Consider the following 26,777-nt stretch of genomic DNA (forward strand, 5'->3'; position numbering starts at 1 on the left):
TCTTTATCTTATGTTTTTTCGGAAAATCGGAACCCTATTCCATGGAGGTTTTCAATCAGGATATTCTGTTCACCGGCAAGAACTTTCCGTAATCTGGAAATAAATACATCCAGGCTCCGTCCCATAAAGTAGTCATCGTCTCCCCAAATGGCTTTCAGGATGTCCTGTCTCTTAACAACCGTGTTTTTGTGACGGATAAAATACAACAGCAGTTCAGATTCCCTCTGGGTAAGGGCGATGCTGCCTTCATGATCTTGTAAAGTATAGTTTCTGGGATCAAAATCGAATTTTCCAACTTTGTATTTCAGCGGAAAATGATCTGTTTTCTTCGTGCGCTTCAGGAAAACTTCAATTTTCAGGATTAATTCCTCAATGCTGAATGGCTTAACAAGGTAATCATCAGCACCAATCTTAAGACCTTTGATCCTGTCTTCTTTTAAAGCTTTTGCAGAAATAAAAATAATAGGAATATCAGAGTTCTTGCTGCGGATATACTGGGCCAGTTCAAATCCATTAAGTTCAGGCATCATAATATCCAGCAGGCAGATGTCAAAACTTTGGCTGTTGAAGGCTTCAAGGGCAGATTTACCGTCCGGGCAGCAATGGATGTCATAATAACTTTCCAGGCTGTCCTGAATCAGGAAAGCGATTGTTTTGTCGTCTTCGGCATATAAAATTTTAGATTTCTCCATTACTTCTCCATTATTAATTTAAAAGGGGGAAAAAGATCGTGATAGTAATTCCCTGGTCTGTATTATTTTCAACTGAAATTTTCCATCCATGCTGCTGGACGATTTTCTTTACATAAAATAATCCTAATCCGAAACCAGTGACCTCATCGCTCTTTTGGGTACTCACCCTGTAAAATTTATCAAAAATATGAGGAATATTTTTAGCAGGAATCCCCATTCCATTGTCTTTAAACTTTAAATATAAACCTTTTGAATCTTTATGAGATGAAATGGTAATCTCGGGGTGCTTTTCACAATACTTCACAGAGTTGTCTAAAATGTTGTATATGATGTTGGTAAAGTGGAATTCATCCGCCATTACAGATACATTATTTTCAATATCTACACGAATGCTGAGGTTTTCATTCTTTTGTTCTATAGTCTCTGCAATTTCCTGAACAAACGGAAGCAGTATGATCTTCTGAAGCTTTAATGATAGTCCTGAAGTATCAGTTCTGGCAATATTCAATATTTTCTCAATATGGCTGTTGAGCTTGTGGCTTTGGTTGATGATAATGGAAGTATACGTCTGAAGTTTGGTGTTCTCCTGTATCGCATTCTGTTTGTTGAGTGCTTCTGAAGCAAGAAGAATAGATGACAGCGGAGTCTTGAACTCGTGGGTCATATTATTGATGAAATCGCGTTGCAACTCAGAGAATTTTTTCTGCTGAATAATGGTATAGATGGAATAGACATATACTAAAAGAATGATAATGAGAGCAAACGTGAGTAAATACCAGAACCTTAACGAGCTGATCAGATAAGTGGTTTTATCCGGAAATCGTATGGAAAAATAATACGTCAGATTCTTATGTTTTGGAAAACTAATCCCTTTATTATTGGAGCTTTCCTGATTTTTAGGAATGTATTTTCCATAAATCATTTTATCGCTGTGGCAGTTGTATAAGGCATATACATAATCGGTATTGATCTGAAAGCGGTTAAATTCCGTCTTCAGGTAATGTTCAAGAACTACAGGGTGAAATTCATTGTTAATATTAACCACATAGTAATCATTAGCGATATTCTGTACCGGGTTTTCAGTGAAAGACGTTTTCCCTTCGGATAATTTCTCCACGACCTCCAGTAAAGCAATATTTACTTTTTGATTAAATTTTTTATCCTCAAGGTTATAAGCCTGGCGGGTCCAGAGAAGCTGGGCTATTAAAATCCCGATAATAGCAACAAACCCGAGCGTTATAATAATATTGAGTCTTTTTATTTCCATTTTCCTAAACAATATTATCTAAAAATATCTATATATCTTTTATCATTAACAACTCGTTAACAAATGTTTGATAGCAGTTAACAACTTCTGTCGGTTTTCCGCTCTATATTTGTTATACCAAAAATAAATAAAGAATTCCTTTGATCTTTTAACTATAAAATTTATATACATGAAAAAATTAACTATCTCTGCACTTTTGGCTGTTTTTGCCTTCTCTCCGTTTTATGCTAATGTATCGGCTACAGAAAACCCTGCTGTGGTAAAAATGATTGCAGATGCTGTTAAATGGAAATCAGAATCTATTGATGTTGGAAATATTCCTCAGGGAAAACCAAAGTTAATCAGATTTGAATTTACCAACACTACTTCAAAGCCAATCATTATTGAGAATGTAGCACCATCATGTGGATGCACAACCGCAGATTACACCAAAGAACCTATTGCGCCAGGGAAAAAAGGGTTTGTAGAAGCAAGCTATAATGCAGCAGCAGCGGGCCCATTTATCAAAAACGTAAATGTAACGACAAGCGACAGTAAAACTCCTAAAACACTTTCATTTAAAGGAGTGGTTGTTGCATAATTAATTTTTAAAACAATAAAACAAAGCTGTTTCACAACAATGAAACGGCTTTTTGTTTTAATTATACCGTCGTTATTATCTCCCGCATAATTTTTAAAATCAACCGCAAGAATAATTGTATTAAATTTACATAGTAAGCATTTAGCGATCTCATGTTTATTTTATAGCTGCTCTGATATGGTCTGTAGAATCTACGTGATAAACTGTATTTAAAATAATAACATTTATGAATATGTACACACAACCAATGCTGCGTGAAGGCGCATTGAAAGATAAAGTAGCTATTGTAACAGGAGGCGGAAGCGGACTGGGAAAAGCGATGACTAAATATTTTCTGGAGCTGGGAGCCAAAGTGGTAATCACTTCCCGCAACCTTGAAAAACTCCAGGCTACTGCGAAAGAACTGGAAGAAGAAACCGGTGGAAAAGTGCTTTCCGTATCCTGTGACGTCAGAAACTGGGATGAGGTAGAAGCTATGAAAGAAGCAGCTTTAAAAGAATTCGGAAGAATTGATATTTTATTGAACAATGCAGCAGGAAATTTTATTTCCCCAACCGAAAGACTGACACATTCTGCATTTGATTCTATCCTGGATATTGTTTTAAAAGGAACCAAGAACTGTACACTATCTATAGGAAAACACTGGATTGATTCTAAAACGCCGGGAACCGTTCTGAATATTGTGACAACATATGCGTGGACAGGTTCTGCTTATGTAGTTCCTTCAGCATGTGCCAAAGCAGGAGTTCTGGCTATGACAAGATCGCTTGCCGTAGAGTGGGCAAAATATGGAATCCGCTTCAACGCCATCGCACCGGGACCTTTCCCTACCAAAGGAGCATGGGACAGGCTGCTTCCGGGAGATCTTCAGGAAAAATTCGATATGAGGAAAAAAGTTCCTTTAAGAAGAGTAGGTGAACATCAGGAGCTGGCCAACCTTGCGGCCTATCTGGTTTCAGATTATTCGGCTTATATGAATGGAGAAGTCGTGACAATAGATGGCGGAGAATGGCTGCAGGGAGCAGGAGAGTTTAATATGCTTGAAGATATTCCTAAGGAAATGTGGGATGCCCTTGAAGCAATGATCAAGGCAAAAAAATCCAATTAAAATAAAAATAAACTAAAAAAGATCCCGGAGTGTAACGATTCCGGGATTTTTTATAACTTATACCCTGAATTTACTAAATTTTTTCAAATGAATTTTAAGCTCCCAGGTCTTGTTGCTGCGGCTGCAGTTTTTCTTTTATCAGGAACAGCCTTAGCACAAGAAGCTCCAAAATACAGTTATGTAGAAGCATTTAAACCTTTCTTTTATCCACAGACAGGAACAGAAACCCGGTCTGCAAGCGGACAGCCCGGGCATGCCTATTGGCAGAACTCTGCAGATTACAACCTGAATGTTTCACTGAATGAAACCAAAAACGAAATTTCCGGTACCGCTGAAATTACCTATACCAATAACAGCCCTGATAAATTAGGGTTTCTCTGGCTGCAGCTGGATCAGAACCTGTTTGCAGAAGATTCCAGAGGAAATGCTTTGGTTCCGCTTTCGGGAAGCCGAAACGGAGCCCGTGGCGAAAAACTGGAGGGAGGTTATAAGATCAAATCCGTAAAACTGGACGGAAAAGAAGTAAAATATACCATTATGGACACCCGGATGCAGATTGACCTTCCAAATGAACTTAAAGCCAAAGGAGGTAAAGCTAAAATTGCCATCGAATATTCATTTATCTCTCCTGAATACGGTTCTGACAGGATGGGAGTTCAGAAAACCAAAAATGGTAAAATCTTTACCATGGCACAATGGTATCCGAGAATGTGCGTGTATGATGACGTAATGGGCTGGAATACCCTGCCTTATCTTGGAGCATCAGAGTTTTATCTGGAATACGGGAATATTACAGCCAATATAACCGTTCCTGCCAATCATTATGTAGTAGCTTCCGGAGAACTTCTGAATGCTAAAGATGTTTACAGCAAAGAAGAGAATAACCGCTGGCAGCAGGCAAAGGACAGCGATAAAACAGTAATGATCCGTACAGAATCCGAGATCGGAAAAAATCAGACTTCAGGAACAAAAACATGGAAGTTTAAAATTGAACAGACCCGTGATTTTGCCTGGGCTTCTTCACCTGCATTCATTCTGGATGCTGCAAAAATAAACCTTCCGAGCGGTAAAAAATCACTGGCTATATCAGCTTATCCTGCTGAAAGCGGAGGAGAGAAAGCCTGGGGCAGATCTACGGAATATACAAAGGCTGCTATAGAGCATTATTCTCAAAAATGGTATGAATATACTTATCCTGCGGCCACTAATGTTGCAGGAAACGAAGGAGGAATGGAATATCCGGGAATTGTGTTCTGCCATATGGATTCTGCAGGAGAAGATCTTTGGGGAGTAACAGATCATGAATTCGGGCACAACTGGTTCCCAATGATCGTTGGTTCAAATGAAAGGCTTTTTGCCTGGATGGATGAAGGTTTCAACACCTTTATTAATGAGTTATCCACAAAAGCATTCAACAATGGGGAATACTATAAAAAGAAAGACCTGGCCAGAACCGGAAGTTTCATGATGGGGGATAACCTGGAACCTGTGATGGTAGGTCCTGATAACATGAAAGAAAGAAGCATCGGAGCTTTGGCTTACTATAAACCGGGGCTTGGGCTTGAAATTTTAAGGGAGGCCGTTTTGGGACCTGAAAAATTTGACAAAGCTTTTAAAACCTATATTGATCGCTGGGCCTTCAAACATCCTACCCCTTGGGATTTCTTCCATACAATGGAAAACGTTTCCGGAGAGGAACTCAGCTGGTTCTGGAGAGGATGGTTTATCAACAAATGGAAGATTGATCAGTCGGTGAAAGAGGTAAAATATGTCAATGGTGATTTTAAAAACGGAGCGCAGATTACCGTTGAAAACCTGGGACAGCTGCCAATGCCAACGACCGTTCAGTTAAAATTCAAAGACGGAACCAAACAAACTGTAAAAATTCCTGTTGAAATCTGGAAACGAAATACAGAATGGACCTTCAGAGTTAATTCCACTAAAGAAATTACGGAAGTAATGCTGGATCCGGATTCCGTAGTTCCGGACGTCAATACTAAAAACAATACCTGGACACCGGCATAAATATTCTGCTGGTATAGGATAAGAATATATCAATGATCAAAAGCCTGAGCTTCACAACCGTGAACTCAGGCTTTTATTTTTTAGGGTGTTTTTCCGGGGCAGATCGAGGGGTTTTCCTGTAGTGTTTTGATTATTAGTGGGATAATTTTGCCCCACAGTATTAATTTAAAAACAAAAGAACATGGAAACATTAAAATCGGTGCTTGAAGCAAGCCACACCAAAAAAACAAAAAATGAGCTGATCGACCTTCTGTCAGGAGTAGAAAAAGTTCTTACTCCGGCAGTTTACGAAAAAGTTTCAGGAATAGAGACTTCAGAATTGGCAACCCTTACCAATAAAGAGCTCTTGAATATCGTGGAGGATTTCAAAAAGAATTATGATGAAAAGTGGGAAAAATCTTTTTCCGGAGCATCTGCAGAACTTATGAAGCTTATTGCCGGTAAAATGGCTGCCGATGAAGAGATTTTCAAAACTTCAGACGCTGCCAGCGCAGATTTTGCTGCAGAACTGGGAAGTATTGATTTTGCCACCATTATCGGCGGACCTTTGGATGCCTGCGTAAAAGCACAGTCTAATGCCTCTATTGCTACCGTTAATTTCATCAATGAAGTAGGTTTTGAGCTTACAGATCCTGCCAATGCAGCCAGTCCGAAAAAACTGAGAATGGCAGAATTTAAATACAAAAAAAATATTCCGAATCCGGATTTTAAACCTGATGAGGCGGTAAGCGCAACTAATCCTAAGACTATTCCTGATGATGTGGAAATCACAGTGCCTTTTATTGCGCTGCTGAACGTTCCAAGCTTTAGAATTGAAACCTGTGAGGTAGATTTTAACGTTAAACTTAATTCGACTTACACCAAAGATGTAAGTGATGAATTTGGAATCAATGCCGGAGTTTCCGGAGGATGGGGACCTGTAAAATTCAAAGTGGATGTTTCATACAAAAGAACTTCCAGTACAGGAATTAAAGTGGAAAAAGAATACTCTCTGGGAGTAAAAGTACGGGCTACCAATGATGAAATGCCGGCAGGACTTGAAAAAGTTCTTGGACTTCTTTCACAATAACAATTTTTACGAAAATGATCAAATTATCAGATTACCTGGATTATCTCAATAACGAGATAATTCAGGCTCGTAAAAAAGCTGATGAGAATGCTGTTCTTATTGCAAAAGAATATGCCAAGCATGAGTACCTTAAATATTTTAAGGTTCCACGTTATGCCCTGCCCAGTGTAAAGATGGATATTCCCATTAAGATTACCGATATAGATTCGGCTCCCAAATACAATTTTAAGCTGAACCAGGATCAGTTTGTCTCGGAAATGAACGAAAGAATCCAGCTGGTGAATAAAGAGAAAAAACTGAATATTCCTGTAATTACCAAAAGACAGATTCAGACGGAAGAATTTAAAACATTGTTCAGTAAACTGGAAAAGAACGACCAGAAGTTCGGGAAGCTGCCTGCCAATGAAGTGCTTAAACTGGATCTCAGAAACAGAATAAAAGTTCTCAATAGCGGAATTTTCCGCCCTCAGGACGGAACAGGAGAAGAGGAAATTGATGAGCTGAAAGAAATCTTTTCAAAGGTTTTACTGAATAAATATACACTGGTGAATGCAAAGCTGAACAACATTTACATAGATCCCAATACATCAGCAGCAGAAGATAAAGACAAATTATTCATCAACCTTCATGTGGAAATGGAGGAAGAAGGAATAAGGATTGTGTCATACAAAGATAAAGACGGCAACGAAATAGAACAGATAACTTTTGAATAATGCAGGAACTTATTCATTACACCGTACAGAAAATCAAAAAACTTCTCGAGCATTTCAATGAAGTTCAGGCTTTATACCTGTCAAAATCGTTTGACTTTGATGCCCGGCTGGAAGCTTTTCTCAACGAGGTTCTGGAATATTTCCGTACAAAAGGAAGTACCACTCATGAATCTGAAGTTTTGAAGATCATGAGTATGGTTGCAACCGTGAAAAGAAGCTTTAATCCCATAAAAATGGAGAAAATAACGGCTGGAAAACGTGATCTTCTCTGGGGATTTTCATTCAATGGAATGGAAAGTATTTATGACATTCTGATGGAAATATACGCTAAGGAAAACAAAAAGCTGGACGATGCGGAAGAACTTATTTCCGGAATCATTGTTTCACTATACCAGAACGGGATTCTGGATGATGAAAAACTGAAGGAAATGGATTCTGTTTCGAAGATTGAAAGTTTCTGGACCTCACTGGTAACACAGAATACAGCCATCTCCGGAATTAATAAGAAGCTCAGACTAACCATTATTCCGGAAGATATTTTCCTCATTCTGGAAAAAATATTTCAGAAGTTAATTTAAAAAAAGATCATTATGGAAACCGGAAGATATATTGTGCTGCTGAAAGACCAGCAGAAAGCATCGCTCAAAAAAATTGAGAAAGAGCTGGAAGTAAATATTACCTCTTCAGAACTTCTTTCCAAAGAAAACCGTGCTTATGATATTATTGATCAGGATAACAGTGTACTGTACAAAAACCTGGGAGTCCTCGTTGTGGAGAATATGGATGAAGAGCAATTGAAAAGTGCGGTGAAAAACGCATCAAACTCTATTGTTTATTATGAAAAAGAACGGGAGTTTTTCCCGGCAGATGAATTACAGCTGATCAATGAACTTAAAAAACAGTCAGCTGGAATCGCAGAAAAAATTTCAGAACTTGAAAAATACATGACCAATAAACCATTGCCACAAAAGTCTTTGGTTGAAATGGAATGGGGTTTGAAAGCTATCGGACTGGAAAATGCTCAATATTCTGGAAAGGGTATTGATATCTGTATACTGGATACAGGTCTTCAGCTTTCTCATTCTGATTTTTCATCCCGGGAAATTGAAGGTAAATCCTTCATTGACGGAGAAGACTGGAACAGAGATCCCAACGGGCATGGTACCCACTGTGCAGGTGTTGCTTCAGGAAATATCCGAAATGACATCGGAAAACGTTACGGAATTGCCAAAGACTGCAATCTGAAAATTGCGAAAGTACTGTCAGATAGCGGAAGGGGCACTACGAGCAGTGTGATTGATGCGATAGACTGGGCTATTACGAAAAAGTTCAGGATCCTGTCTCTTTCACTGGCTGCTCCTGTAAAACTTAATGATTCACCTTCAGTTCTTTTTGAAACGATAGGGGAAAGAGCATTGGAAAATAACTGTCTTATCATAGCTGCGGCAGGAAATGATAGCAGCAGACCGCAGATTCCGCAGCCCGTTTCAATGCCGGCCAATTCAAAATCTATCATGGCGGTTGCAGCAATTGACGGACAGATGAAGGTGGCCAGGTTTTCAAATGCAGGACTTAATCCTTCAACAGGAGGCAATGTCAATGTCTGTGCTCCCGGAGTGGATATTGTAAGTACTTATCCTAAAAATTCAAAAAATAAAAATAATCTGTATTATGCTATGAGCGGAACCAGTATGGCTGCCCCTCATGTTACCGGGCTTGCGGCTTTGTATATGGAACAGTTTCCGGATAAATCGGCAAAAGAAATCTGGGAACTTATTGAAAAGAAAGCCAGACCTATCGAAGGCATAAAATACAGAGACATAGGAAACGGTTTAATACAGATATAAATATGATCACCTACCTTGCTGTTTTAAAGAAAGATATAAATTTAAAAAAACTTGAAGCGCTCCTCAAAACTAAAGCAATCATGCTTACTGCTCATTATAAAACCATAGGGGTTGTAAAGCTTGAAAGTGAGCTGCCGTTTTTGAAAACTGAATTTCAGGATTATTTTATATCTATAGAAGAAGAAAAAGATAATTTAACAATATAATCATATCAATAAAGCTTCCCTGTCGCAGAGAAGTTTTATTTTTGTCTCTTATTGATAAAATAAGCTTATGAATTTCAGATTTTCAATGATTCTCCTGATGTTTTTTGCATTGGGATTTTCACAGGACCTTACCGTAATGAGTTTCAACATCAGGCTGAATGTAGCATCAGACAAAGATAATGCATGGCCGGAAAGAAAGCAGGATGTTGCAGATCTGCTCACCTATTATCATCCTGATTATTTCGGAGTACAGGAAGCACTTCCTGAGCAGATGAAAGATATTAAAAACGGACTTAAGAATTATGATTATGTGGGTGTAGGAAGAGATGACGGAAAGGAAAAAGGTGAATTTTCTGCTATTTTTTACAATACAAAGAAACTTGAAGTGGTGAGGTCCGGAACATTCTGGCTATCTGAAACTCCGGAGAAACCGTCAAAAGGCTGGGATGCCGCATTGAACAGAATCTGTACCTATGCTGTTTTTAAAGATAAAAAGTCTAAAAAAGAATTTCTGGCGATGAATCTTCATTTCGATCATGTTGGTAATGTAGCGAGAGTGAAGTCTGCTGATCTGATCCTGAAGAAGATCAAAGAAATCAATCCTAAAAACCTTCCGGTAACGTTAAGCGGAGACTTCAACCTGACCGATGATACGGAACCTGTAAAGATCCTTTCACAGAACCTGAAAGACAGCTTTTACCACTCAGAAACGAAACATTACGGTCCGATAGGAACGTTCACCGCATTCAATGTAAATGAAATACCAAAAGACAGAATTGACTATATTTTTGTAAAAGGATTCAAAATAAAGTCACACAGACATATCAACGACAGAAGGGAAAATCTGTTGTATCCTTCAGATCACTTTCCTGTTTTGACAGAGCTTTCCTTTTAAACTGAATTAGTATCTGGGAAAATCAATTTCAAATCCGATTCCTCTGAGGGATTGGATTTTTATTTCAGGATCATGGATGAAATATTTCCTAAGTCTGCTGATGAATACATCAAGGCTTCTTCCCGTAAAATAATCATTGGTTTCCCAAAGGGTATCCAGAATGTCATCTCTTTTGATGGTACTTTGATTATGCTTCAGAAGATAGAGCAGAAGTTCCTGCTCACGGGCTGTAAGGCGAATATTTCCTTCATGATGGGAAAGCAGAAGTTTGTCTGTATCGAGGGAATAAGTGCCGATTTTTATCATTTGTGGAAAAGTCGCCGGCTGGATTCTTTTCAGGATATTCCGGAGCCGCAAAACAAGTTCTTCCGGATCGCAGGGCTTGGCAATATAATCATCAGCTCCAATCTTTAGGCCTGTAAGACGATCTATTTTCTGGTTTTTGGCAGTCAGAAAGAGAAGCGGAAAATCATTTTTCTCTTTTAGTATCATTTTGGCCAGAGAAAATCCATCAATATTCGGCATCATAATATCCAGAATCCCGATATGAAAAAGAAAACCTGATTTTAAAAGAGGCAGAATATCCTCAGGATTCTGAAACCACGTTACCTCAAAATCTTCCAGTTCAAGATACTGTTTCAGAATCATTCCGAAATCCGGATCGTCTTCTGCCAAAAGGATTTTAGTTTTCATAAGGAAGGATTATTTTAAAGGTGGTTCCCATTTCAGGGTGGCTTGAAACATCAATTTTTCCGTGATATTTATTTACAATGTTTTTAACAAAGTAGAGCCCGAGCCCGAGGCCTTTGCTGTTGTGAATATTATTGGACTGAACCCGGTAAAATTTTTCAAAAATATTTTTAAGTTCCTTTTTTTCTATGCCCTGCCCGTTATCCGTTACTTCTATTTCTACATGTTCCGTAAGCCTGTTGATGTTGATTTTTACAACTGAAGAGCCATATTTTACGCTGTTTTCACATAGGTTTTTGATAACGGTTTCCATCAGGTTTTTATCAAAAGGAAGTACACCTGAAATATGATTCTTCAGTTCGAAATTAATCTGAGGATAAGTGAAGGCAAGATCCTGGATGAAAAAATTCCAGTCTTCAGGCTGGGTATGGCTAAGATTGCCTTCTGTCTCATCCTTGTGCAGCTGGAACATCAGGCTTTCAAGGCGACTGATCTGCCGCTCAATAAGGGGCAGTGTTTCCGTATTCCAGTCCTTCTTTAATGCTTTTGATGCAATTTTCAGAGTGGCTATTGGTGTTTTAAACTCATGAGAAATGTTATCCACAATGGTGTGGAGAACTTCCACCTGCTTTTGCTGGCGGACGAGATTCCTGACGGTGAAAATAAACAGCATCATAACACCTGTCAGTAGGGCAATACAACACAATATCAATAAAATGAGCTCTTTAAAGACGATACTTTTGATATTTGAAATTTCAAACTCAGTATTGCTTTTAATAAGAAATGAGTTGTTTTTAAGCTTTCCTTTCCCGGATTCATTTTTTGATGAGGTTTCCCAGCTTCCTTCATTGGTAATTTTGGGATTGGTAACTTTATTCTTTGTTTCAAAAAGAAGAATGGGCTTATCAATCAAGCGGGTGCTGTCCGGAATATGAATAATGGAAGTATATTCTATTTTTGCAGCAATATCATAGCCGTTTGTTTTCATACGATAGTCGAGATAACGGAGAAGCCTTTCTTTGATGGCTCTTCTGTTTTCAACAAAGAAATCAAGAAATTCCTGTTTACTGATTTCTTTATCATAATATCGGATAAAGGTTTTCTGAAGGGAGTCATCTTTCATTTCCTTAATACTGCTGATATCTTCCAGCTTATCAGTATATCCGGAAAGCCCGTCCTGAATAGTTCTGTAAACCTCACGTTCCTTCACCTGATAGGTTTTGTAGATAAAGTAAACCTGTATTCCTAACAATAGCAGGAATAAAGTTGCAAATAAGGCAATCAGGTATTTACTTTTGGATATCATCACAGCAAAGATAAAACTTTCGCCTTTCCCCAAACAGGCATTAACCTGCCATTAACCTTTTATTAACCGATATTCTCTGCATGAATGCGGAAGTTTGTACGGTAAAACTAATGATATGTATAAAGCTTGTTTTTTTCTGCTTTTTCCATTGATGTTTTCTGCCCAGATACAGAAGACGGAAGGAACAGTGACGGATGCAGAGAACCGGAAAATACCGGCTGCCGAAGTAGAAGTATTTAATCTGAACAATGAACTGATCAAAACTGTAAAATCTGACATAAAAGGTTATTTTGTACTGGAAGGAATTTCCGGTGATTCTGTAAAATTGATGGTAAAAAAAGCAGATTATGCACCGTTCGAGAAAATAGTTGCACTAAAAGACAGTGGTGAAGCTCTCAAAGTTATTCTGGAAAAGGAAACTCAGGAAATCGAAGGGGTTGTAATGACCAAACAGAAACCTCAGGTAACAAGAAAAGTAGACCGCCTGGAATTCAATGTGGAAAACAGTAATATTTCTTCTCTTAATGCTTGGGAAATCCTAAAAAAAACACCCAATGTAACCGTGAATAATGATGTGCTTACCGTAAAAGGAAGCACAGCCATTCTGGTGACCATCAATGATAAAAAAGTAATGCTGACGGGGGATGAGCTGAAGAATCTTCTTGAAAATACACAGGGAAATGATATAAAATCAGTGGAGGTGATTACCAATCCGCCTGCCAAATATGAAGCTTCCGGAAGTGCCGTGCTGAATATTGTTATGAAGAAAAATAAAATTGAAGGCTATCGTGGAATTCTTTCGTCCAAATATGTTCAGACTCAATATGCCAAAGGAAATATGGGACTTTCCCAATACTACAAAAAAGATAAACTTTCCCTGATGGGAAGCTATTACAGGGGAATGGGAACTTATTACCGCGAAGGAACAGATTATGTGAATTATCAGGAAAACCAGACCCGCTGGGTAAGTATCATGAACCGGAAAGATAAGAATAAGGCACAGAACACCGTGAATTTCAATGCTGAATATGAAATAGACAGCCTTACCAATATCAGCTTGAATTATTCAGGATATTTTTCTCCGAAATCTTTCGGTACCTATTACGTGCCTACCCTGATCTATAATGCTCAAGATATTGTAGAGTCTCATTATACCACAATCAATGACCACTACTCACGAACCAGCAATAATTCCCTGAGCTTCCAGGCAGACCGGAAGCTGAATAAAAAAAGCAGTATTTCCTGGATCAGCTATTTTACCGGAAACAACGGAGATAAATACCAGAATGTAATCACCGAGCTGAACTTTGCCGGGCAGGCACCCAGAAATGATAATTTTTTAACCCAGAATAAAACAGATGTGAAATTATATTCCACACAGGCAGATTATCAGTGGAAAGGAGAAAAATTAGAACTTGAATCCGGGGCAAAATACAGTTTTGTGAAGACCAGAAGCGGCCTCGATTTTTCTGATAATCAAAACGGAACTCTTTTGCACAGACCGGAAAAAAGCAGCCTTTTCGATTATAAAGAACATAATTTTGCAGTGTACTCCTCGCTGGCTTACAATCTTGGAAAGTGGAATTTCAAAGGAGGCCTCCGGGCAGAAATGACAGACCTGGAAGGAGTGGTATCCGAACCCTATGAACAGAATAAAAATAACTACTGGAGCCTGTTTCCTACTTTTTATGCCCAATATACCACCGACAGTAAGCATGAATTCGGGTTTTCTTATGGAAAAAGGATCAACCGCCCTTACTATTCATGGCTAAACCCTGCAAAGTCTTATTATAATCTCTTCTCCTATTATCAAGGAGATCCGAAAATGAAAGCAACGATTATTCATAACCTGAATCTTACCTATTCATGGAAAGGCTGGAATGCAGACCTTTATTACAGAAAGGAACTCGATCCGTCTATGGAAATCTCTTTTCAGGAGCCAAGCACTAACCAGATGATCTATTATTTCACCAATATTGAGAAGGATCAGGCGTATGGGCTAAGTCTTTATAAAAACTTTCAGGTTAAACCGTGGTGGAATTTTGTTTTGTCTCAAAATCTGGAACATAATGAGAACTATTTCAAAGGAATTGACGGTCAGCTGTACAAAAACGAAGTCTGGAACTGGGTATCTGATGTCTCCACAAGCTTTACCCTGGATAAGAGCAGCGACTGGAAAATGGAAGTTGGGCATAAGTATTATTCTCCCGGTGTACAGGGAACGTTCAGAATTTCCAATATGTGGTCAGCTTATTTTGTAATGAATCGTAAATTTTTCAATAAGAAATTAGAGGCTTCTTTTGTTTTCAATGATATTTTCAGAAGTACAGGGCAGAAGGTCAGTACGAAATATGCTAATCAGGATAATTATTTTCTGGATTATTCAGATACGCAGGGCTTTACTCTTTCTTTAAAGTATAATTTTGGAAATCAGGCTGTAAAGAATGCAAAAAATATAAAACGAACAGATGAACAAAGCCGGTTATAAATAATTTCAATAAAAAACTAATATCCATAAAACATTATTATAAAAGAAATGGTCATTCTGTGTCACATTTTCGCTAATTTTGATACCAATTTTTAAAAATTGGAGACATGAAAAGACTTCTTTATGCCCTGGCTGTTGCTGTATCTATGCAATTGGTCTCTGCTCAAGAATTGTATATGCCGAGAAATATTAAAAAGGCGTATGAAAAAGGAACCCGGGATATTTCCGGAGCACCCGGTAAAAATTACTGGCAGAATAAAGGAGTTTATAATGTAGATGTAAAGGTAGATGCCGGTACAAAAATAGTTTCAGGAAAAGAAACGATTGTGTACAGCAATAATAGCCCGGATCAGCTTAATGAGCTGGCGATAAGATTTGTGAATAACCTTCATAAACCGCAGTCTCCAAGATCCGGTTTTGTTTCAAAGGATTTTTTATCTTCAGGGCTTCATATCAAATCATTCATTGTGAATGGTGAGAAGTATAACATCAACAGTGATGATTGGAGTACTGTTGAAAAAGTAAAACTGAATAAACCCCTTAAAGCAGGTACAAAAGCTGAGGTGAAAATCGAATGGGAATATCCGCTTTCTGTACAGAGTGGAAGAGAAGGGCAGATTGATCCTGAAACTTTTTATGTAGCCTATTCATTCCCGAGAATTTCAGTTTATGATGATTACAACGGTTGGGATATGCTGCCTCACTCCGACAGACAGGAGTTTTATAATGATTTTAATGATTATAGCTTCAGCATCACCGCTCCGAAGAACTTTGTGGTCTGGGCAACCGGAGATTTCCTGAATCCTGACGCTGTTCTTCAACCGGAATACCTGAAAAGATATAAAAACTCATTGAAAAGCGATAAGGTGATACACATTGCCACTGAACAGGAAATGAGATCCGGAAAAGTAACTAAACCGAACAAATGGAATATCTGGAAATTCAAAGCCAGCCATATCACCGATTTTTGTTTTGCATTAAGCAACCATTATGTTTGGGATGCAGCAAGCGTTCAGCTGAAAACCAAGAGAGCAAGCGTTCAGGCGGGTTATAAAACAGATGCCAAAGATTTTGAACATTATGTAGACTGGATGCGTTATAACCTGGACTGGTTTTCGAAAAACTGGCCGGGAGTAGAATATCCTTATAATGTAATGACTGCCATCCAGGGATATGCCGATATGGAATATCCAATGATGATCAACGATAGCAGTATTCCGGATAATTTCCAGGATGCAAGACTAACGGCAGACCATGAAATAGCCCATACTTATTTCCCTTTTTACATGGGAATTAATGAAACCAGATATGCTTTTATGGATGAAGGCTGGGCAACCACACTGGAATATCTTATCGGAATTGATGAGAACGGTGAGGCAGCCGCAAAAGAATTCTTTAAAAACTTCAGAATCAAAAGGTGGATTAAAGATCCATCTGCAGAACAGGACCAGCCCATCATTACCATGAGTACACAGGTAAGCGGAGCCGGATATGGAAACAATTCCTATGTAAAAGCCTCCCTTTCTTATCTGGCACTGAAGGATTATCTGGGCGATGAACTGTTCAAAAAAGCATTACATCATTATATGGATAATTGGAACGGAAAACATCCTGTTCCATGGGATTATTTCAATTCTATGAGCACCGGATCCGGTAAAAACCTCACCTGGTTCTTTAATAACTGGTTCTATACCAATAATTATATTGATTTAAAAGTAAAAGGAGCTTCACAGCTTAATGATCTTCTTACGGTAAACGTTGATAATGTTGGTGGATTTGCCATTCCTTTTGACGCTGTTTTGAGCTACGAGGACGGAACCACAGAAAAACTTCATTTTTCACCGGCTTTGTGGGAGAAAAATCAAAAACAGACAGACCTTGTTATTCCTATAAAAAAGAAAGTAAAATCGGTTACTTTGGACGGAGACCTTTTTATGGACTACACACCGGAAGATAATACAAGACCTTTATAAACTGAAAAGCCTGAACAAATCGTTCAGGCTTTTTATATTTTGGGTTGATTTTAATAAAGTCTTAATCCCGATCTTGGACCGGATGCTGCTACTACAGCCTGCATTCTCTGCTTCTGATTGGCTGTAAACATATGCATTGCTCTGTCGTCCACATAATCCATGTAATTCATGAACATCTGAGAACGGCTTACCCCGCTGCAGGTACGGTTAAGAGGATAGGATGGAACTCCGTAATTCGGGCCGGGAGAAAGAGGGGTATCATTGGAATAATCCGTTTGACAGCCTGTATTTGATGATCCCCAAAGGTGTGGAAGATTCAGATAGTGGCCTACTTCATGAGTCGCTGTTCTGCCCAGATTGTATGGAGCAGAAGTTCCCGAGCCAGTTCCGATATAAGGAGCTGCAATAACAACACCATCCAGTGATGATGAAATTGTTCCCGGATAATAAGCGTAACCAAGAGTACCGTTACTCATTTGGTTAACAATCCAGATATTCAAATAATTGTCTGGTGAAGTAGCTGCAATTCCTGTACTTGCCGCTTTCATTTTATTCTGATCAGGATTCCATAGAGTAGTGTTGCTCTGTTTTCTGACAACTTTTGACAGCCTGAATCGGATCTTCGTGTCTCCGGCTTTTACAGGAACAAACTCTGCAGGGGTATTGTTGATATCGGAATTGGTAGCTCCATAATCTTTGTTCAGGACATCAATCTGAGATTGAAGTCTTGCATCGGAAACATTTTCGGCAGCTGTTTTATACACGACATTGAATACGACAGGGATTTCTACGGTCCCATCGGCCAATACTTTGCCTACCTTGATGTCGTTAATGTGGTTTTCTGTATATTTTTCAATGGCTAGGACTCTTGCGCGGGCCTCGGGATCTTTGTTTAAAATTTCATCCCTCATTTGGTCTGAAGGACAGGTTCTTTTGCTGGAAACCTGTGATGTCTGCGGTTCTCCTTCTGAAGATTCGTTGTTTAGATTCGTGTCGTTGCTGCAGGAGGCCAGAAAGACTATTCCGGCTCCTAATAGAACTTTTTTCATACTATTTTTTTAAGTGGTTTGAATTGCTAAATTATAGTATAAAAAATTAATATGCAAAATTAATTTAAAAATATTTATATATATCGCATAATATAGCGCGTATTATTATGTTTTATTTATGTTATCGCGTATTTTATTGATTTAAATTTATTTTCGATAAACATAACAGGATATTTTAATTAAAAATTAATCTTTATAAGGTGAAATATTGTAGATTAAATAAAGAAATGATTGATTTTTTTCGGAATATATTTCCTGATCAATTGGCGAAACCATTTTTGATGGCAAAAACTGCAAGACCTACCCGGGTTTTAAGATCTAATTTATCGCAGAGCTGGTCACGATAGCTTTCCACCGTTCTCGGGCTGCAGCACATTTTATCTGCAATCTCTTTATAGCTTAGTTCGGTAACGGTATATTTCAGAAACTCTTTTTCACGGTCTGAAATTCGTACTGTATTTTCAGTGTCCATTTCTTTTCCGATATTGGAAAAAATGATCTTTGAGGCCCATTCTGGATAGAAAAAACCTTCGGAATTTAATTTAGTCAATGCCGTTTCCAGATCTTTTGGATGAGTATTTTTTAATAAATATCCTTTTGCTCCGCTTTTAATCATTTTGATGACGCTGTTATCATCACCCTGCATGCTGAGGGCCATCACTTTAATATCAGGATGATTTTTTGTAAGCCAGGCTGCCGTTTCAAAGCCGTTCATGATGGGCATGCTGATGTCTAACAGAATAATATCCGGAATCGGGCTTTTGTTTTCAAGCTTCTGGATCAGGTCTTTACCATTTTCACATACATAAATTACCTCAAATTCACTGAAGTTACCTATGATGCCTTCCAGAGCTTTGGCAATAAGAATGTGGTCGTCAACGATCACTATAGTTTTTTTCATGATTGTTTCTTTAAAATAATGTTGAGCGAGGTACCGATGTTTTCTTGGCTTTCAAATTTGAATTCTGCTCCTATAATGGCTGCCCTGTTCTTCATATTGGTCAGTCCGATACCGTTGGATGTGGTCTTGGTACTGTCAAATCCAATACCGTCATCCCTGAGATTGAGTTCCCAAAGAATATTTTCAGAAGTATTCAGGTTGATGAAAATATTTTTGCAATTGGCATGTTTGATGCTGTTCTGGATAAATTCCTGTGTAATCCTCAGCAGTACATTTTTATGAACAAACCCAAGATCCAGCTGTTCAAAATTGTGCTCAAATGTGATATGGCATCTTTGAAAAGCATTCGTATTATCTACCTCTTCCTGAATCAAAGTTACAATTTCCTTCTGGGTTATATTGTCATCAGTCAGGGTTTTTGAAAGGCTTCTGAGATCCTGAAGCGATTGGTTGATAATTTGTGAAACCTGATCGATTCTTTCACTTACTTCAGGTACTTTGTTTTCATATAGGAGCTGCTGGGTGTATAGGCTTACCAAAGTCAGCTTCTGTCCGATATTATCATGAAGCTCACGGCCGATCTGCTGCATGGTAGCCTGCTGAATCTCCAGCTGTGTGGCCAGAAGTTCGCGTTTGTGAATTTCATTTTTTATTTCAATTTCATTGATATATTCTCTTTTGCGCTGTTTGTATTTTCGGATGTATATAATTACAGCTACAACAAACAGCACAAAAAAGATATTAAAGAGAATAATTGTTATGATGAGCTCTGTTTTCCCCATATGAATGAAATTGAAAATAAAAGATACATAATAATTCCGGTGATCAGAAAATAATTAAAATAGAGATTCCAGAGTTCTTTATACTCGCTGAGGAGGCTAAAGAAGGTCCAGAATGGTAATGTTCCGATATAGAATAATGTAACTCCCAGGTTAATGTAAAACATCTTGTTTCTGCTGAAATTTAAAATTTCCGAGGAATTGACCTGTTTATAATATTCCATAATTACGAGTACCATCAGAATGAGACATCCGAAGGTATAATTAAATGAGAAGATTATTTTTTTACTGGTAAAGAAAAACTCACTGGGTAAAAAAGAGAGTAAATACAGAAATGACAGGATGTAAAATAGCTTGGGCTTTCCAAAAGATTTTGAAGCATACAACCAATAGAAAAAAATGAATTCTGCAGGAATCACAAAGTAATTGAAAAACTTAGGTTTATCATATTCTATAAGATGATGTCCCCATTTTCCCATTGCCTCACATAGAAACATCAGAACAAGGTACAGTGAGAAATACTTCCAGGTATAGTCTTTTTCACGTTTGTAGTAAAAAAGAGAAACTATGGCAGCAAATCCTTCTGTCCAGATTAAAGATTCCTGAAGTAATTTCTGAAAATCAGTCATATAGGGTGTTACGTGAAATGGGTGAGCTCAAATTAAAAACTTTGTACTTTAGGATCTGATGGAGGAGCCAGTGTTCCATGATTTTCTGCGAACGTAATATCAGGGAATGTGCCGCCTTTTGATTTTGAAAACAAAGCCATTGATTTTCCTGAAATCTCATTTAACGGGTTAAAATCATAATCCAGCATCTCACCATTTTCATCAGCTTTTTTCATCGTAGGAATCATAACAAGCGTATGTCTCTCTGCATATTCCTTTTCCACAGGATGGTCTGCCATGATATCCCATTCTTCTGCTTTTGGATAGGCTGCATAGTAAAACCGGATTCCCATATCTTCATCTGAAACATCAGGATTACTACTTTTGATCTCATCCTCCATGGCTGCTATGAAATTTTTCAGCTTGGGAAGATCAAACCAGATCGAGTTAGAATCGGTAATGCCTAATCCTTTGTTAACCAGATTCATCTGGTTGCTTCTATAATTGTTAATAAGTGTCTGAACAAGATCTGAGGCGATCGTATTTGTTCCGTGGGCAGCTGCTAAAGCATCACCTTCTGGAGTAATTTTTGTCTTCATAACGTAGTTTTATAGTAAAATGTTAGTTGTTAATGCAAATTTCGTGAAATTTTATGTTAAAACGTATGTGTTTTTTCCCCTTAATTCTCCGTGTTTTTACGGATTGTATAAAACTTGAAAAAAAAATAAGTCTCCAAAATGATCTGGAGACTTAATATAAAAAATGTGATATTGTGCTTATAATATTCTCAACCCGGCCCTTGGTCCGTTAGCAGAAATAGAAGCCTGCATTCTGTCGTTTTGTTTTTTGGTAAACATAAACAGTGTTGTTTCATCAGAATAATCCATATAGTTCATGAACATTGTTGAACGCGATACACCACCGCATGTTTCCATTTTAGGATAAGAAGGAACGCCTCTGTGGTTAGTGATCTGCTGTGGCGTATCATCTACGAAATCGTTTCCGCAGTTGGCATCACCCCAGATGTGTCTAAGGTTTAGGTAATGACCTACTTCGTGCACTGTTACTCTTCCTTTATTATGGGTAGCTACTGGTCCGCCTTCACCTACGTATTCGTCCATCATAACCACTCCGTCATTCCAGAGACCTGCAGATTCAGGGAAGGTAGCATATCCAAGTACGTAGCCGGTTTGGTATGGCATATAATTAACCACCCAAATATTCAGATATTTCGTAGGGTCTGTAGCGTTGATTCCACCTGTAGAGGATCTTTTCATATTATCATTAGGAGCCCAGTTGGAAGTAGTTGTTGATTTTCTGTTAATCTGAGCCAGTCTGAATTTGATCTTCGTATCTCCGGCATTCACAGGCTGGAATGCAGAAGGAATGTTGGAAACATTAGCATGAGTTGACGCAAAAGCTTTGTTCAGTACATCAATCTGTGAGTTGATTCTCGCATCAGACACATTATTCGTTGAATTGGTGTACAGAACATTGAAGATCACCGGGATTTCAACACTGCCATCCGGAAGAACTTTGCCCATCTTTTTCTGTTCAATAAATTCAGCGGTGTTGTTCTCTATCTGCATCATACGTTGTGCTGCATCGGGATTTTCTGAAAGGAGCTTCTGTCTTACTACATCCGAGCCGCATATGGCGCCGTCTTTAGCAAGTGCTGTGGATTGATCCTGAATTGGATTTTCGGCGGTAGGATTTTCTATTTCATTGTTACATGAAACAAAAAGAGTAATTAATACTCCTAATACTGTTTTTTTCATAAAATTTATATTTTGTGGTTTGGTTTATCACAAATGTATGAAAAATATATATTGATTATGTATTATTTAGCATTTTAACATTTTTTACATTAAAGTATGTATTTTTTGTAATTTAAATTATCCTTTTTTATTTAATTTTTATTGAAAATTTTTCATCTTATATTTTAAAAAATAATATGAGGCACATGAGAGTAAAATTTACCGTGAAAAAAATAATTTCATCAAAAAGACAAAAAAACCGGAAAAATAATTCTCCGGTTGGTGTTTTTATTAAATAACCTTAGTTCGGGTTAAGGAGTTAAAAGGTAAAAGGTTGGAAGATGGAAGAAGGAGGCTGGAAGTTACTTTTAGTTATACGTATTGAAAACTACCAGAAAATCAAATTAAATAAAAACAGATCAATATTTGTTCTTAATGGCTTTGAAAACTTCCCTCTTCCATCATCCAGCTTCAAACCTGCATCCATCAAATATTCTTATCCCGAACTGAAGTTAAATACATGGATATCTTTTCGGGTCTCTGCAGATATTTCCGGTGGAGCAGCAAAGGCCTCGCGGGCAGTTCATATTGATATCACATTCTGTAATTACCGCGGCTGCACCGCCGCTGATTTTCTTTAATTCATTTCTTTTTAACTTTTTCATAATGATTTTGTTTGAGTTGATAATTTGTGGTATTGTAAATATAACGATATTTCACTTTGTTTTGATAAATGATGGTTAAAAAAATAAGTGCTGCAGATTGGGCTGCAGCACTTACTTACAAAAATAATATATATGAAAAAAAACTACTTATTGTTCTGACGGTCTGAAAACAAGACCGGTTTCGTCAAAATAATCTAAAGTGATACGGTCTCCGTCATTCACGGTTCCGGCAAGAATTTCTCGGGATAATTTATTAAGAACTTCCTGCTGGATCACTCTTTTTAAAGGTCTCGCTCCGAAAGCGGGATCATAGCCCTTGTTCATCAGATAATCTACGGCATCCTGAGTAGCAGTCATGATGATGTTACGTTTTGCAAGCATATCATTAAATCCTCTCAACTGATACTGAACAATTTTTCCGATTTCTTTTTTTCTGAGAGGCTGGAACAATACTACCTCATCAATTCTGTTCAGGAATTCCGGACGCAGAGTCTGTTTCAGAAGGTCAAAAACTTCGTCTTTGGTTTTATCCACAATCTCATCCTGGTTTTCATCCGTAATATTTTCAAAATTCTCCTGGATCAGATGTGAACCTAAATTCGAAGTCATGATGATAATAGAATTTTTAAAATTCACCACACGTCCCTTGTTATCCGTTAAACGTCCGTCATCTAAGACCTGAAGAAGCGTGTTGAATACATCCGGATGAGCTTTTTCAATTTCATCCAGAAGAACTACAGAATAAGGTCTTCTTCTTACCGCTTCAGTAAGCTGTCCGCCTTCATCATATCCTACATATCCCGGAGGCGCTCCCACTAATCTTGAAACACTGTGACGTTCCTGATATTCACTCATGTCAATTCTCGTCATGTTGTTCTCATCATCAAATAAGAATTCTGCTAAAGCTTTTGCCAATTCAGTTTTACCAACTCCGGTTGTACCCAGGAACAGGAATGATCCAATTGGTTTTTTCTCATCACTCAGCCCGGCTCTGTTTCTTCGGATAGCATCTGCTACAGCCTGAATAGCCTCATCCTGGCCAACAACCCTGTGGTGAAGCTCTGTTTCAAGATTCAGTAACTTTTCCCTTTCTGATTGTAATAGTTTTGTTACAGGAACACCGGTCCATTTTGCAATCACCTCAGAAATATTTTCAGAAGTAACTTCTTCCTTGATAAGCTCATTCTGATGGTTCTGCATTTCTAGCTCCATCTTACTGAGTTCTTCTTCTTTTTCGCGGAGTTTTCCATACTGGATCTCTGCTACTTTTGCATAATCTCCGGCTCTGGATGCTCTTTCTGCCTCCAGTTTCAGAGATTCAATATCTTTTTTGATCTGGGTAAGATCTTCACTTTTCTGTTTTTCTTTCAGCCATTTGGCATTGATCTCGTTTCTCTCCTCGGAGATTTTGGCAATATCCTCCTTCAAATGATCAATTTTCGTCTGGTTGCCTTCTCTGGAAATAGCCGCTAATTCAATTTCAAGCTGCATCAGTTTTCTGTCCAGTACATCCAGATCTTCCGGTTTTGAATTGATTTCCATTCTCAGTTTTGCAGAAGCCTCGTCAATAAGGTCAATTGCTTTGTCCGGTAGAAAACGGTCTGAAATATACCGTTGAGACATTTCTACTGCTGCAATAATCGCTTCATCTTTGATTCTTACCTTATGGTGAGCTTCATATTTATCTTTGATTCCACGAAGAATGGAAATAGCGGATTCAGTATCCGGTTCCTCCACCATTACTTTCTGGAAACGTCTTTCCAAAGCTTTATCCTTTTCAAAATATTTTTGATATTCGTTTAAGGTAGTCGCTCCGATAGCTCTCAGTTCGCCTCTTGCCAAAGCTGGTTTAAGGATATTGGCAGCATCCATAGCTCCTTCTCCACCTCCTGCTCCTACAAGGGTGTGGATCTCATCGATGAAAAGAATAATCTGTCCATCAGACTTGATGACTTCATTCACAACGGATTTTAAACGCTCTTCGAATTCACCTTTATATTTGGCGCCAGCGATCAGAGCTCCCATATCCAGTGAGAACAATGTTTTGTCCATCAGGTTTTCCGGTACGTCCCCGCTGATGATACGGTGTGCAATTCCTTCAGCAATAGCGGTTTTACCTACACCGGGTTCCCCGATAAGGATAGGGTTGTTCTTTGTTCTTCTGGAAAGGATCTGAAGCACTCTTCTGATCTCTTCATCACGTCCGATTACCGGATCCAGCTTCCCTTCAGCAGCTAACTCGTTGAAGTTTTTTGCATATTTATTTAAGGATTGATAGGTTTCTTCTGAGCTGGCAGAAGTAGCTTTGCTTCCTTTTCTTAATTCTTTGATGGCGCCTTCCAAAAGATTTTTGGTTACGCCCATATCTTTAAGCATCTTGGAGACCTCCGAAGTTGTTTCTAAAAGGGATAGCCATAAATGCTCAATCGTTACATATTCGTCACCCATTTTTTTAGCGATGTTGGGGGCATCTAATAATACTTTGTTAGCAGATTGTGATAAGTAGATATTTCCTCCCTGTACTTTAGGAAGTTTTTCTAAACTTTCACGGTTGCGTTCTCTTACCAGATTGGCATCTGCTTCAGATTTTTTTAATAAGAAAGGCGATATATTTTCATCCACCTGGAAGATTCCTTCCAGAATGTGTTGTGGTTCGATACTCTGGTTGCCAAACTCCATTGCAGTCTGCTGTGCTGTCTGGATGGCTTCCTGTGATTTTACAGTATATTGGTTTAAGTTCATATTTTTATGTTTTTTGTAATGATATATTCAGGTTTAATTTTTTTAAAAACATCAAGAAACTAAATTTTAAGGCTTAGTTTCTTAATGCCATCAGTTATTTAATCATTTAATCGATTACCTTACCGCAAAAACTGTTCAATTATTAAATTTATAAAAAATATGGACAAAATTTCCGGATTTGTTATTTTTAACGTAAAATTAACTTGACAAAATTTCCGATTTTAATTTTATTCGGGGGAAACAAAATATTTAATACCTTTTAGGACGAAATAAAAACCGATGAAAACTTTTCATAAACAGAAAGAGGAAACTGCAGAGCAGATCAGTTCCGGGAATTATCATCAGGCGTTGAAACGGATTATAGATTTTACGCTGGATACAGAGCACGTTAATTTTTACAGAAAAACCAACTTATTCCTGAAATGGTTTGACAGCCACCAGCATTCGGAAGAGGTGCCGGGAAAACTGACAGCCTTACTTTCTGAAGTTACAGATCAGCTTCAGAACAAAGAACCTGTGGACCGCCATATTCTCACTAAAATGATTGGTTGGGAGAAAAAACATTCTAAATCCTTTACATTAGGTCCTATGAACCTTGAGCTCAGAACCGGAGAAATAGCAGGTTTAGTAGGAGAGAATGGAAACGGAAAGACAACACTTCTCCGATCTCTGTGTGGAGAACTGAAAGCAGATAAAGGAGAACTTTATTATCTGTTTCCTTATACGGATGCCTATGATCTTCGTTCCAAACTTATTTATATTCCGCAGCGTACTCCTTCATGGAAAGGAAGTCTTATTCAGAACCTTTTGTTTACAGCGGTATCATACGGATATTCTCCTGATGAAGCAGTTGAAATTACAGAACTGATCATTGCAAGGCTCGGATTAAGAGAATTTAAAGAATATGCCTGGAAAAATCTTAGTTCAGGATATAAGATGAGATTTGAATTAGCCAGAATGCTTTTAAGAAAACCTAAAATTCTGCTCATTGATGAACCGCTTGCCAATCTGGATATTATTGCGCAGCAAACCGTTTTGGAAGATCTCAGACAGATTGCGGATTCACCGTTTCGTCCCTTGGCAGTAGTTCTCAGCTCACAGCAACTGTACGAAGTTGAGAAAAATTCCGGTCAGATTATTTTTCTGAAAAAAGGAAGACAGCAGAATCTGAATGCACACGAAACCGGATCTCTTATTGTAGAATTCGAAACGAATGAAGGAATTACAGAACTTAAGTGTAAGCTCTCTATATTGCCACTGCATTCTCTTGAGCAGAACGGAAGTACATTTATAGCCACTTTTAACGGAGATTTGAAGAGGGAAGATTTTATGAAATTTTCTTTGGACCAGGAAATTAATCTGGTTTATTTCCGTGATATTTCAAAATCAAGCCGGGTTTTCTTTTTAAAATAGATCT

At 38.1% G+C, this 26,777-nt stretch carries 24 protein-coding genes; 12 read left to right on the top strand and 12 right to left on the bottom strand.

Annotated features, from left to right (window positions below; all coding sequences use genetic code 11):
• Positions 1-8 precede the first annotated feature (8 nt).
• Positions 9-692 carry a response regulator transcription factor gene (locus FW768_RS18160; RefSeq protein WP_153397808.1) on the bottom strand — a complete coding sequence of 228 codons (684 nt, stop codon included), beginning with the start codon at positions 690-692 and terminating at the stop codon, positions 9-11.
• Between the two features lie 13 nt (positions 693-705).
• A complete protein-coding gene (locus FW768_RS18165; protein WP_153397810.1) occupies positions 706-1,959 on the bottom strand; it encodes a sensor histidine kinase in 1,254 nt (417 codons plus the stop codon).
• A gap of 169 nt (positions 1,960-2,128) precedes the next feature.
• Between FW768_RS18165 and FW768_RS18170 the strand changes: the two genes are divergently transcribed.
• The 9 genes from FW768_RS18170 to FW768_RS18210 all read left to right on the top strand — a co-directional run bounded on the left by FW768_RS18170 (position 2,129) and on the right by FW768_RS18210 (position 10,402).
• Positions 2,129-2,539: a DUF1573 domain-containing protein gene (locus FW768_RS18170; RefSeq protein WP_153397812.1), complete on the top strand. Its 411-nt coding sequence runs from the start codon at positions 2,129-2,131 to the stop codon at positions 2,537-2,539.
• A 226-nt stretch (positions 2,540-2,765) separates the two neighbouring features.
• Positions 2,766-3,647 (top strand): SDR family oxidoreductase, encoded by an 882-nt coding sequence (locus FW768_RS18175; RefSeq protein WP_153397814.1) that lies wholly within the window; start codon positions 2,766-2,768, stop codon positions 3,645-3,647.
• A gap of 87 nt (positions 3,648-3,734) precedes the next feature.
• Positions 3,735-5,672 (top strand): M1 family metallopeptidase, encoded by a 1,938-nt coding sequence (locus tag FW768_RS18180; protein WP_153397816.1) that lies wholly within the window; start codon positions 3,735-3,737, stop codon positions 5,670-5,672.
• Between the two features lie 181 nt (positions 5,673-5,853).
• On the top strand, positions 5,854-6,741 hold the full coding sequence (locus FW768_RS18185; RefSeq protein ID WP_196782927.1) for a DUF2589 domain-containing protein: 888 nt from the start codon (positions 5,854-5,856) through the stop codon (positions 6,739-6,741).
• A 14-nt stretch (positions 6,742-6,755) separates the two neighbouring features.
• Complete coding sequence (locus tag FW768_RS18190; RefSeq protein ID WP_153397818.1) at positions 6,756-7,454, top strand: hypothetical protein; 699 nt, start codon at positions 6,756-6,758, stop codon at positions 7,452-7,454.
• A complete protein-coding gene (locus FW768_RS18195; RefSeq protein WP_153397819.1) occupies positions 7,454-8,032 on the top strand; it encodes a hypothetical protein in 579 nt (192 codons plus the stop codon). The genes FW768_RS18190 and FW768_RS18195 overlap by 1 nt, the downstream gene beginning before the upstream one ends.
• 12 nt (positions 8,033-8,044) lie before the next feature.
• Entirely contained in the window at positions 8,045-9,301 is a 1,257-nt protein-coding gene (locus tag FW768_RS18200; protein WP_153397821.1) for a S8 family peptidase, read from the top strand.
• A 2-nt stretch (positions 9,302-9,303) separates the two neighbouring features.
• A complete protein-coding gene (locus tag FW768_RS18205) occupies positions 9,304-9,507 on the top strand; it encodes a hypothetical protein (protein WP_153397823.1) in 204 nt (67 codons plus the stop codon).
• A gap of 67 nt (positions 9,508-9,574) precedes the next feature.
• Entirely contained in the window at positions 9,575-10,402 is an 828-nt protein-coding gene (locus tag FW768_RS18210) for an endonuclease/exonuclease/phosphatase family protein (RefSeq protein WP_153397825.1), read from the top strand.
• A gap of 6 nt (positions 10,403-10,408) precedes the next feature.
• Here FW768_RS18210 and FW768_RS18215 read toward each other — a convergent pair whose 3' ends face one another.
• Positions 10,409-11,095, bottom strand: coding sequence for a response regulator transcription factor (locus tag FW768_RS18215; protein ID WP_153397827.1), 687 nt, complete (start codon positions 11,093-11,095; stop codon positions 10,409-10,411).
• Positions 11,085-12,398 carry a sensor histidine kinase gene (locus FW768_RS18220; RefSeq protein WP_153397829.1) on the bottom strand — a complete coding sequence of 438 codons (1,314 nt, stop codon included), beginning with the start codon at positions 12,396-12,398 and terminating at the stop codon, positions 11,085-11,087. The genes FW768_RS18215 and FW768_RS18220 overlap by 11 nt, the downstream gene beginning before the upstream one ends.
• A gap of 115 nt (positions 12,399-12,513) precedes the next feature.
• Between FW768_RS18220 and FW768_RS18225 the strand changes: the two genes are divergently transcribed.
• Positions 12,514-14,886 (top strand): outer membrane beta-barrel family protein, encoded by a 2,373-nt coding sequence (locus tag FW768_RS18225; protein WP_153397831.1) that lies wholly within the window; start codon positions 12,514-12,516, stop codon positions 14,884-14,886.
• Between the two features lie 107 nt (positions 14,887-14,993).
• Positions 14,994-16,859 carry a M1 family metallopeptidase gene (locus FW768_RS18230; RefSeq protein WP_153397833.1) on the top strand — a complete coding sequence of 622 codons (1,866 nt, stop codon included), beginning with the start codon at positions 14,994-14,996 and terminating at the stop codon, positions 16,857-16,859.
• A gap of 50 nt (positions 16,860-16,909) precedes the next feature.
• Here the strand turns inward: FW768_RS18230 and FW768_RS18235 are convergent, their stop codons facing one another.
• From FW768_RS18235 to clpB, 8 genes are all read right to left on the bottom strand, one after another.
• Positions 16,910-17,908 carry a zinc metalloprotease gene (locus tag FW768_RS18235; RefSeq protein ID WP_153397835.1) on the bottom strand — a complete coding sequence of 333 codons (999 nt, stop codon included), beginning with the start codon at positions 17,906-17,908 and terminating at the stop codon, positions 16,910-16,912.
• 259 nt (positions 17,909-18,167) lie between these two features.
• Positions 18,168-18,809 carry a response regulator transcription factor gene (locus tag FW768_RS18240; protein ID WP_153397837.1) on the bottom strand — a complete coding sequence of 214 codons (642 nt, stop codon included), beginning with the start codon at positions 18,807-18,809 and terminating at the stop codon, positions 18,168-18,170.
• Positions 18,806-19,591 (bottom strand): sensor histidine kinase, encoded by a 786-nt coding sequence (locus FW768_RS18245; protein ID WP_153397839.1) that lies wholly within the window; start codon positions 19,589-19,591, stop codon positions 18,806-18,808. Before FW768_RS18245 ends, FW768_RS18240 begins: the two co-directional genes overlap by 4 nt.
• Positions 19,567-20,217 carry a hypothetical protein gene (locus FW768_RS18250; RefSeq protein WP_153397841.1) on the bottom strand — a complete coding sequence of 217 codons (651 nt, stop codon included), beginning with the start codon at positions 20,215-20,217 and terminating at the stop codon, positions 19,567-19,569. Before FW768_RS18250 ends, FW768_RS18245 begins: the two co-directional genes overlap by 25 nt.
• Positions 20,218-20,249: 32 nt before the next feature.
• Positions 20,250-20,795, bottom strand: a complete 546-nt coding sequence (locus FW768_RS18255) for a hypothetical protein (RefSeq protein WP_153397843.1) — start codon at positions 20,793-20,795, stop codon at positions 20,250-20,252.
• Between the two features lie 177 nt (positions 20,796-20,972).
• Positions 20,973-21,974 (bottom strand): zinc metalloprotease, encoded by a 1,002-nt coding sequence (locus FW768_RS18260; RefSeq protein ID WP_153397845.1) that lies wholly within the window; start codon positions 21,972-21,974, stop codon positions 20,973-20,975.
• Between the two features lie 491 nt (positions 21,975-22,465).
• Entirely contained in the window at positions 22,466-22,618 is a 153-nt protein-coding gene (locus FW768_RS23560) for a hypothetical protein (protein WP_185152004.1), read from the bottom strand.
• A 147-nt stretch (positions 22,619-22,765) separates the two neighbouring features.
• Positions 22,766-25,360, bottom strand: a complete 2,595-nt coding sequence (clpB, locus tag FW768_RS18270; protein ID WP_153397850.1) for an ATP-dependent chaperone ClpB — start codon at positions 25,358-25,360, stop codon at positions 22,766-22,768.
• Positions 25,361-25,639: 279 nt separating this feature from the next.
• Between clpB and FW768_RS18275 the strand changes: the two genes are divergently transcribed.
• The gene (locus FW768_RS18275) at positions 25,640-26,773 is read left to right on the top strand and encodes an ABC transporter ATP-binding protein (protein ID WP_153397852.1); all 1,134 of its coding nucleotides are present in this window, start codon (positions 25,640-25,642) and stop codon (positions 26,771-26,773) included.
• Positions 26,774-26,777: the final 4 nt, after the last annotated feature.

Origin of the sequence: Chryseobacterium vaccae (genome assembly GCF_009602705.1) — a bacterium.
Taxonomy (GTDB): Bacteria; Bacteroidota; Bacteroidia; order Flavobacteriales; family Weeksellaceae; genus Chryseobacterium; species Chryseobacterium vaccae.

What these genes read in the sequence shown, in the direction of transcription:
- FW768_RS18160 (WP_153397808.1), bottom strand. Translation starts at nt 692, where the DNA reads ATGGAGAAATCTAAAATTTTATATGCCGAAGACGACAAAACAATCGCT.
- FW768_RS18165 (WP_153397810.1), bottom strand. Translation starts at nt 1,959, where the DNA reads ATGGAAATAAAAAGACTCAATATTATTATAACGCTCGGGTTTGTTGCT.
- FW768_RS18170 (WP_153397812.1), top strand. Translation starts at nt 2,129, where the DNA reads ATGAAAAAATTAACTATCTCTGCACTTTTGGCTGTTTTTGCCTTCTCT.
- FW768_RS18175 (WP_153397814.1), top strand. Translation starts at nt 2,766, where the DNA reads ATGAATATGTACACACAACCAATGCTGCGTGAAGGCGCATTGAAAGAT.
- FW768_RS18180 (WP_153397816.1), top strand. Translation starts at nt 3,735, where the DNA reads ATGAATTTTAAGCTCCCAGGTCTTGTTGCTGCGGCTGCAGTTTTTCTT.
- FW768_RS18185 (WP_196782927.1), top strand. Translation starts at nt 5,854, where the DNA reads ATGGAAACATTAAAATCGGTGCTTGAAGCAAGCCACACCAAAAAAACA.
- FW768_RS18190 (WP_153397818.1), top strand. Translation starts at nt 6,756, where the DNA reads ATGATCAAATTATCAGATTACCTGGATTATCTCAATAACGAGATAATT.
- FW768_RS18195 (WP_153397819.1), top strand. Translation starts at nt 7,454, where the DNA reads ATGCAGGAACTTATTCATTACACCGTACAGAAAATCAAAAAACTTCTC.
- FW768_RS18200 (WP_153397821.1), top strand. Translation starts at nt 8,045, where the DNA reads ATGGAAACCGGAAGATATATTGTGCTGCTGAAAGACCAGCAGAAAGCA.
- FW768_RS18205 (WP_153397823.1), top strand. Translation starts at nt 9,304, where the DNA reads ATGATCACCTACCTTGCTGTTTTAAAGAAAGATATAAATTTAAAAAAA.
- FW768_RS18210 (WP_153397825.1), top strand. Translation starts at nt 9,575, where the DNA reads ATGAATTTCAGATTTTCAATGATTCTCCTGATGTTTTTTGCATTGGGA.
- FW768_RS18215 (WP_153397827.1), bottom strand. Translation starts at nt 11,095, where the DNA reads ATGAAAACTAAAATCCTTTTGGCAGAAGACGATCCGGATTTCGGAATG.
- FW768_RS18220 (WP_153397829.1), bottom strand. Translation starts at nt 12,398, where the DNA reads ATGATATCCAAAAGTAAATACCTGATTGCCTTATTTGCAACTTTATTC.
- FW768_RS18225 (WP_153397831.1), top strand. Translation starts at nt 12,514, where the DNA reads ATGTATAAAGCTTGTTTTTTTCTGCTTTTTCCATTGATGTTTTCTGCC.
- FW768_RS18230 (WP_153397833.1), top strand. Translation starts at nt 14,994, where the DNA reads ATGAAAAGACTTCTTTATGCCCTGGCTGTTGCTGTATCTATGCAATTG.
- FW768_RS18235 (WP_153397835.1), bottom strand. Translation starts at nt 17,908, where the DNA reads ATGAAAAAAGTTCTATTAGGAGCCGGAATAGTCTTTCTGGCCTCCTGC.
- FW768_RS18240 (WP_153397837.1), bottom strand. Translation starts at nt 18,809, where the DNA reads ATGAAAAAAACTATAGTGATCGTTGACGACCACATTCTTATTGCCAAA.
- FW768_RS18245 (WP_153397839.1), bottom strand. Translation starts at nt 19,591, where the DNA reads ATGGGGAAAACAGAGCTCATCATAACAATTATTCTCTTTAATATCTTT.
- FW768_RS18250 (WP_153397841.1), bottom strand. Translation starts at nt 20,217, where the DNA reads ATGACTGATTTTCAGAAATTACTTCAGGAATCTTTAATCTGGACAGAA.
- FW768_RS18255 (WP_153397843.1), bottom strand. Translation starts at nt 20,795, where the DNA reads ATGAAGACAAAAATTACTCCAGAAGGTGATGCTTTAGCAGCTGCCCAC.
- FW768_RS18260 (WP_153397845.1), bottom strand. Translation starts at nt 21,974, where the DNA reads ATGAAAAAAACAGTATTAGGAGTATTAATTACTCTTTTTGTTTCATGT.
- FW768_RS23560 (WP_185152004.1), bottom strand. Translation starts at nt 22,618, where the DNA reads ATGAAAAAGTTAAAAAGAAATGAATTAAAGAAAATCAGCGGCGGTGCA.
- clpB (WP_153397850.1), bottom strand. Translation starts at nt 25,360, where the DNA reads ATGAACTTAAACCAATATACTGTAAAATCACAGGAAGCCATCCAGACA.
- FW768_RS18275 (WP_153397852.1), top strand. Translation starts at nt 25,640, where the DNA reads ATGAAAACTTTTCATAAACAGAAAGAGGAAACTGCAGAGCAGATCAGT.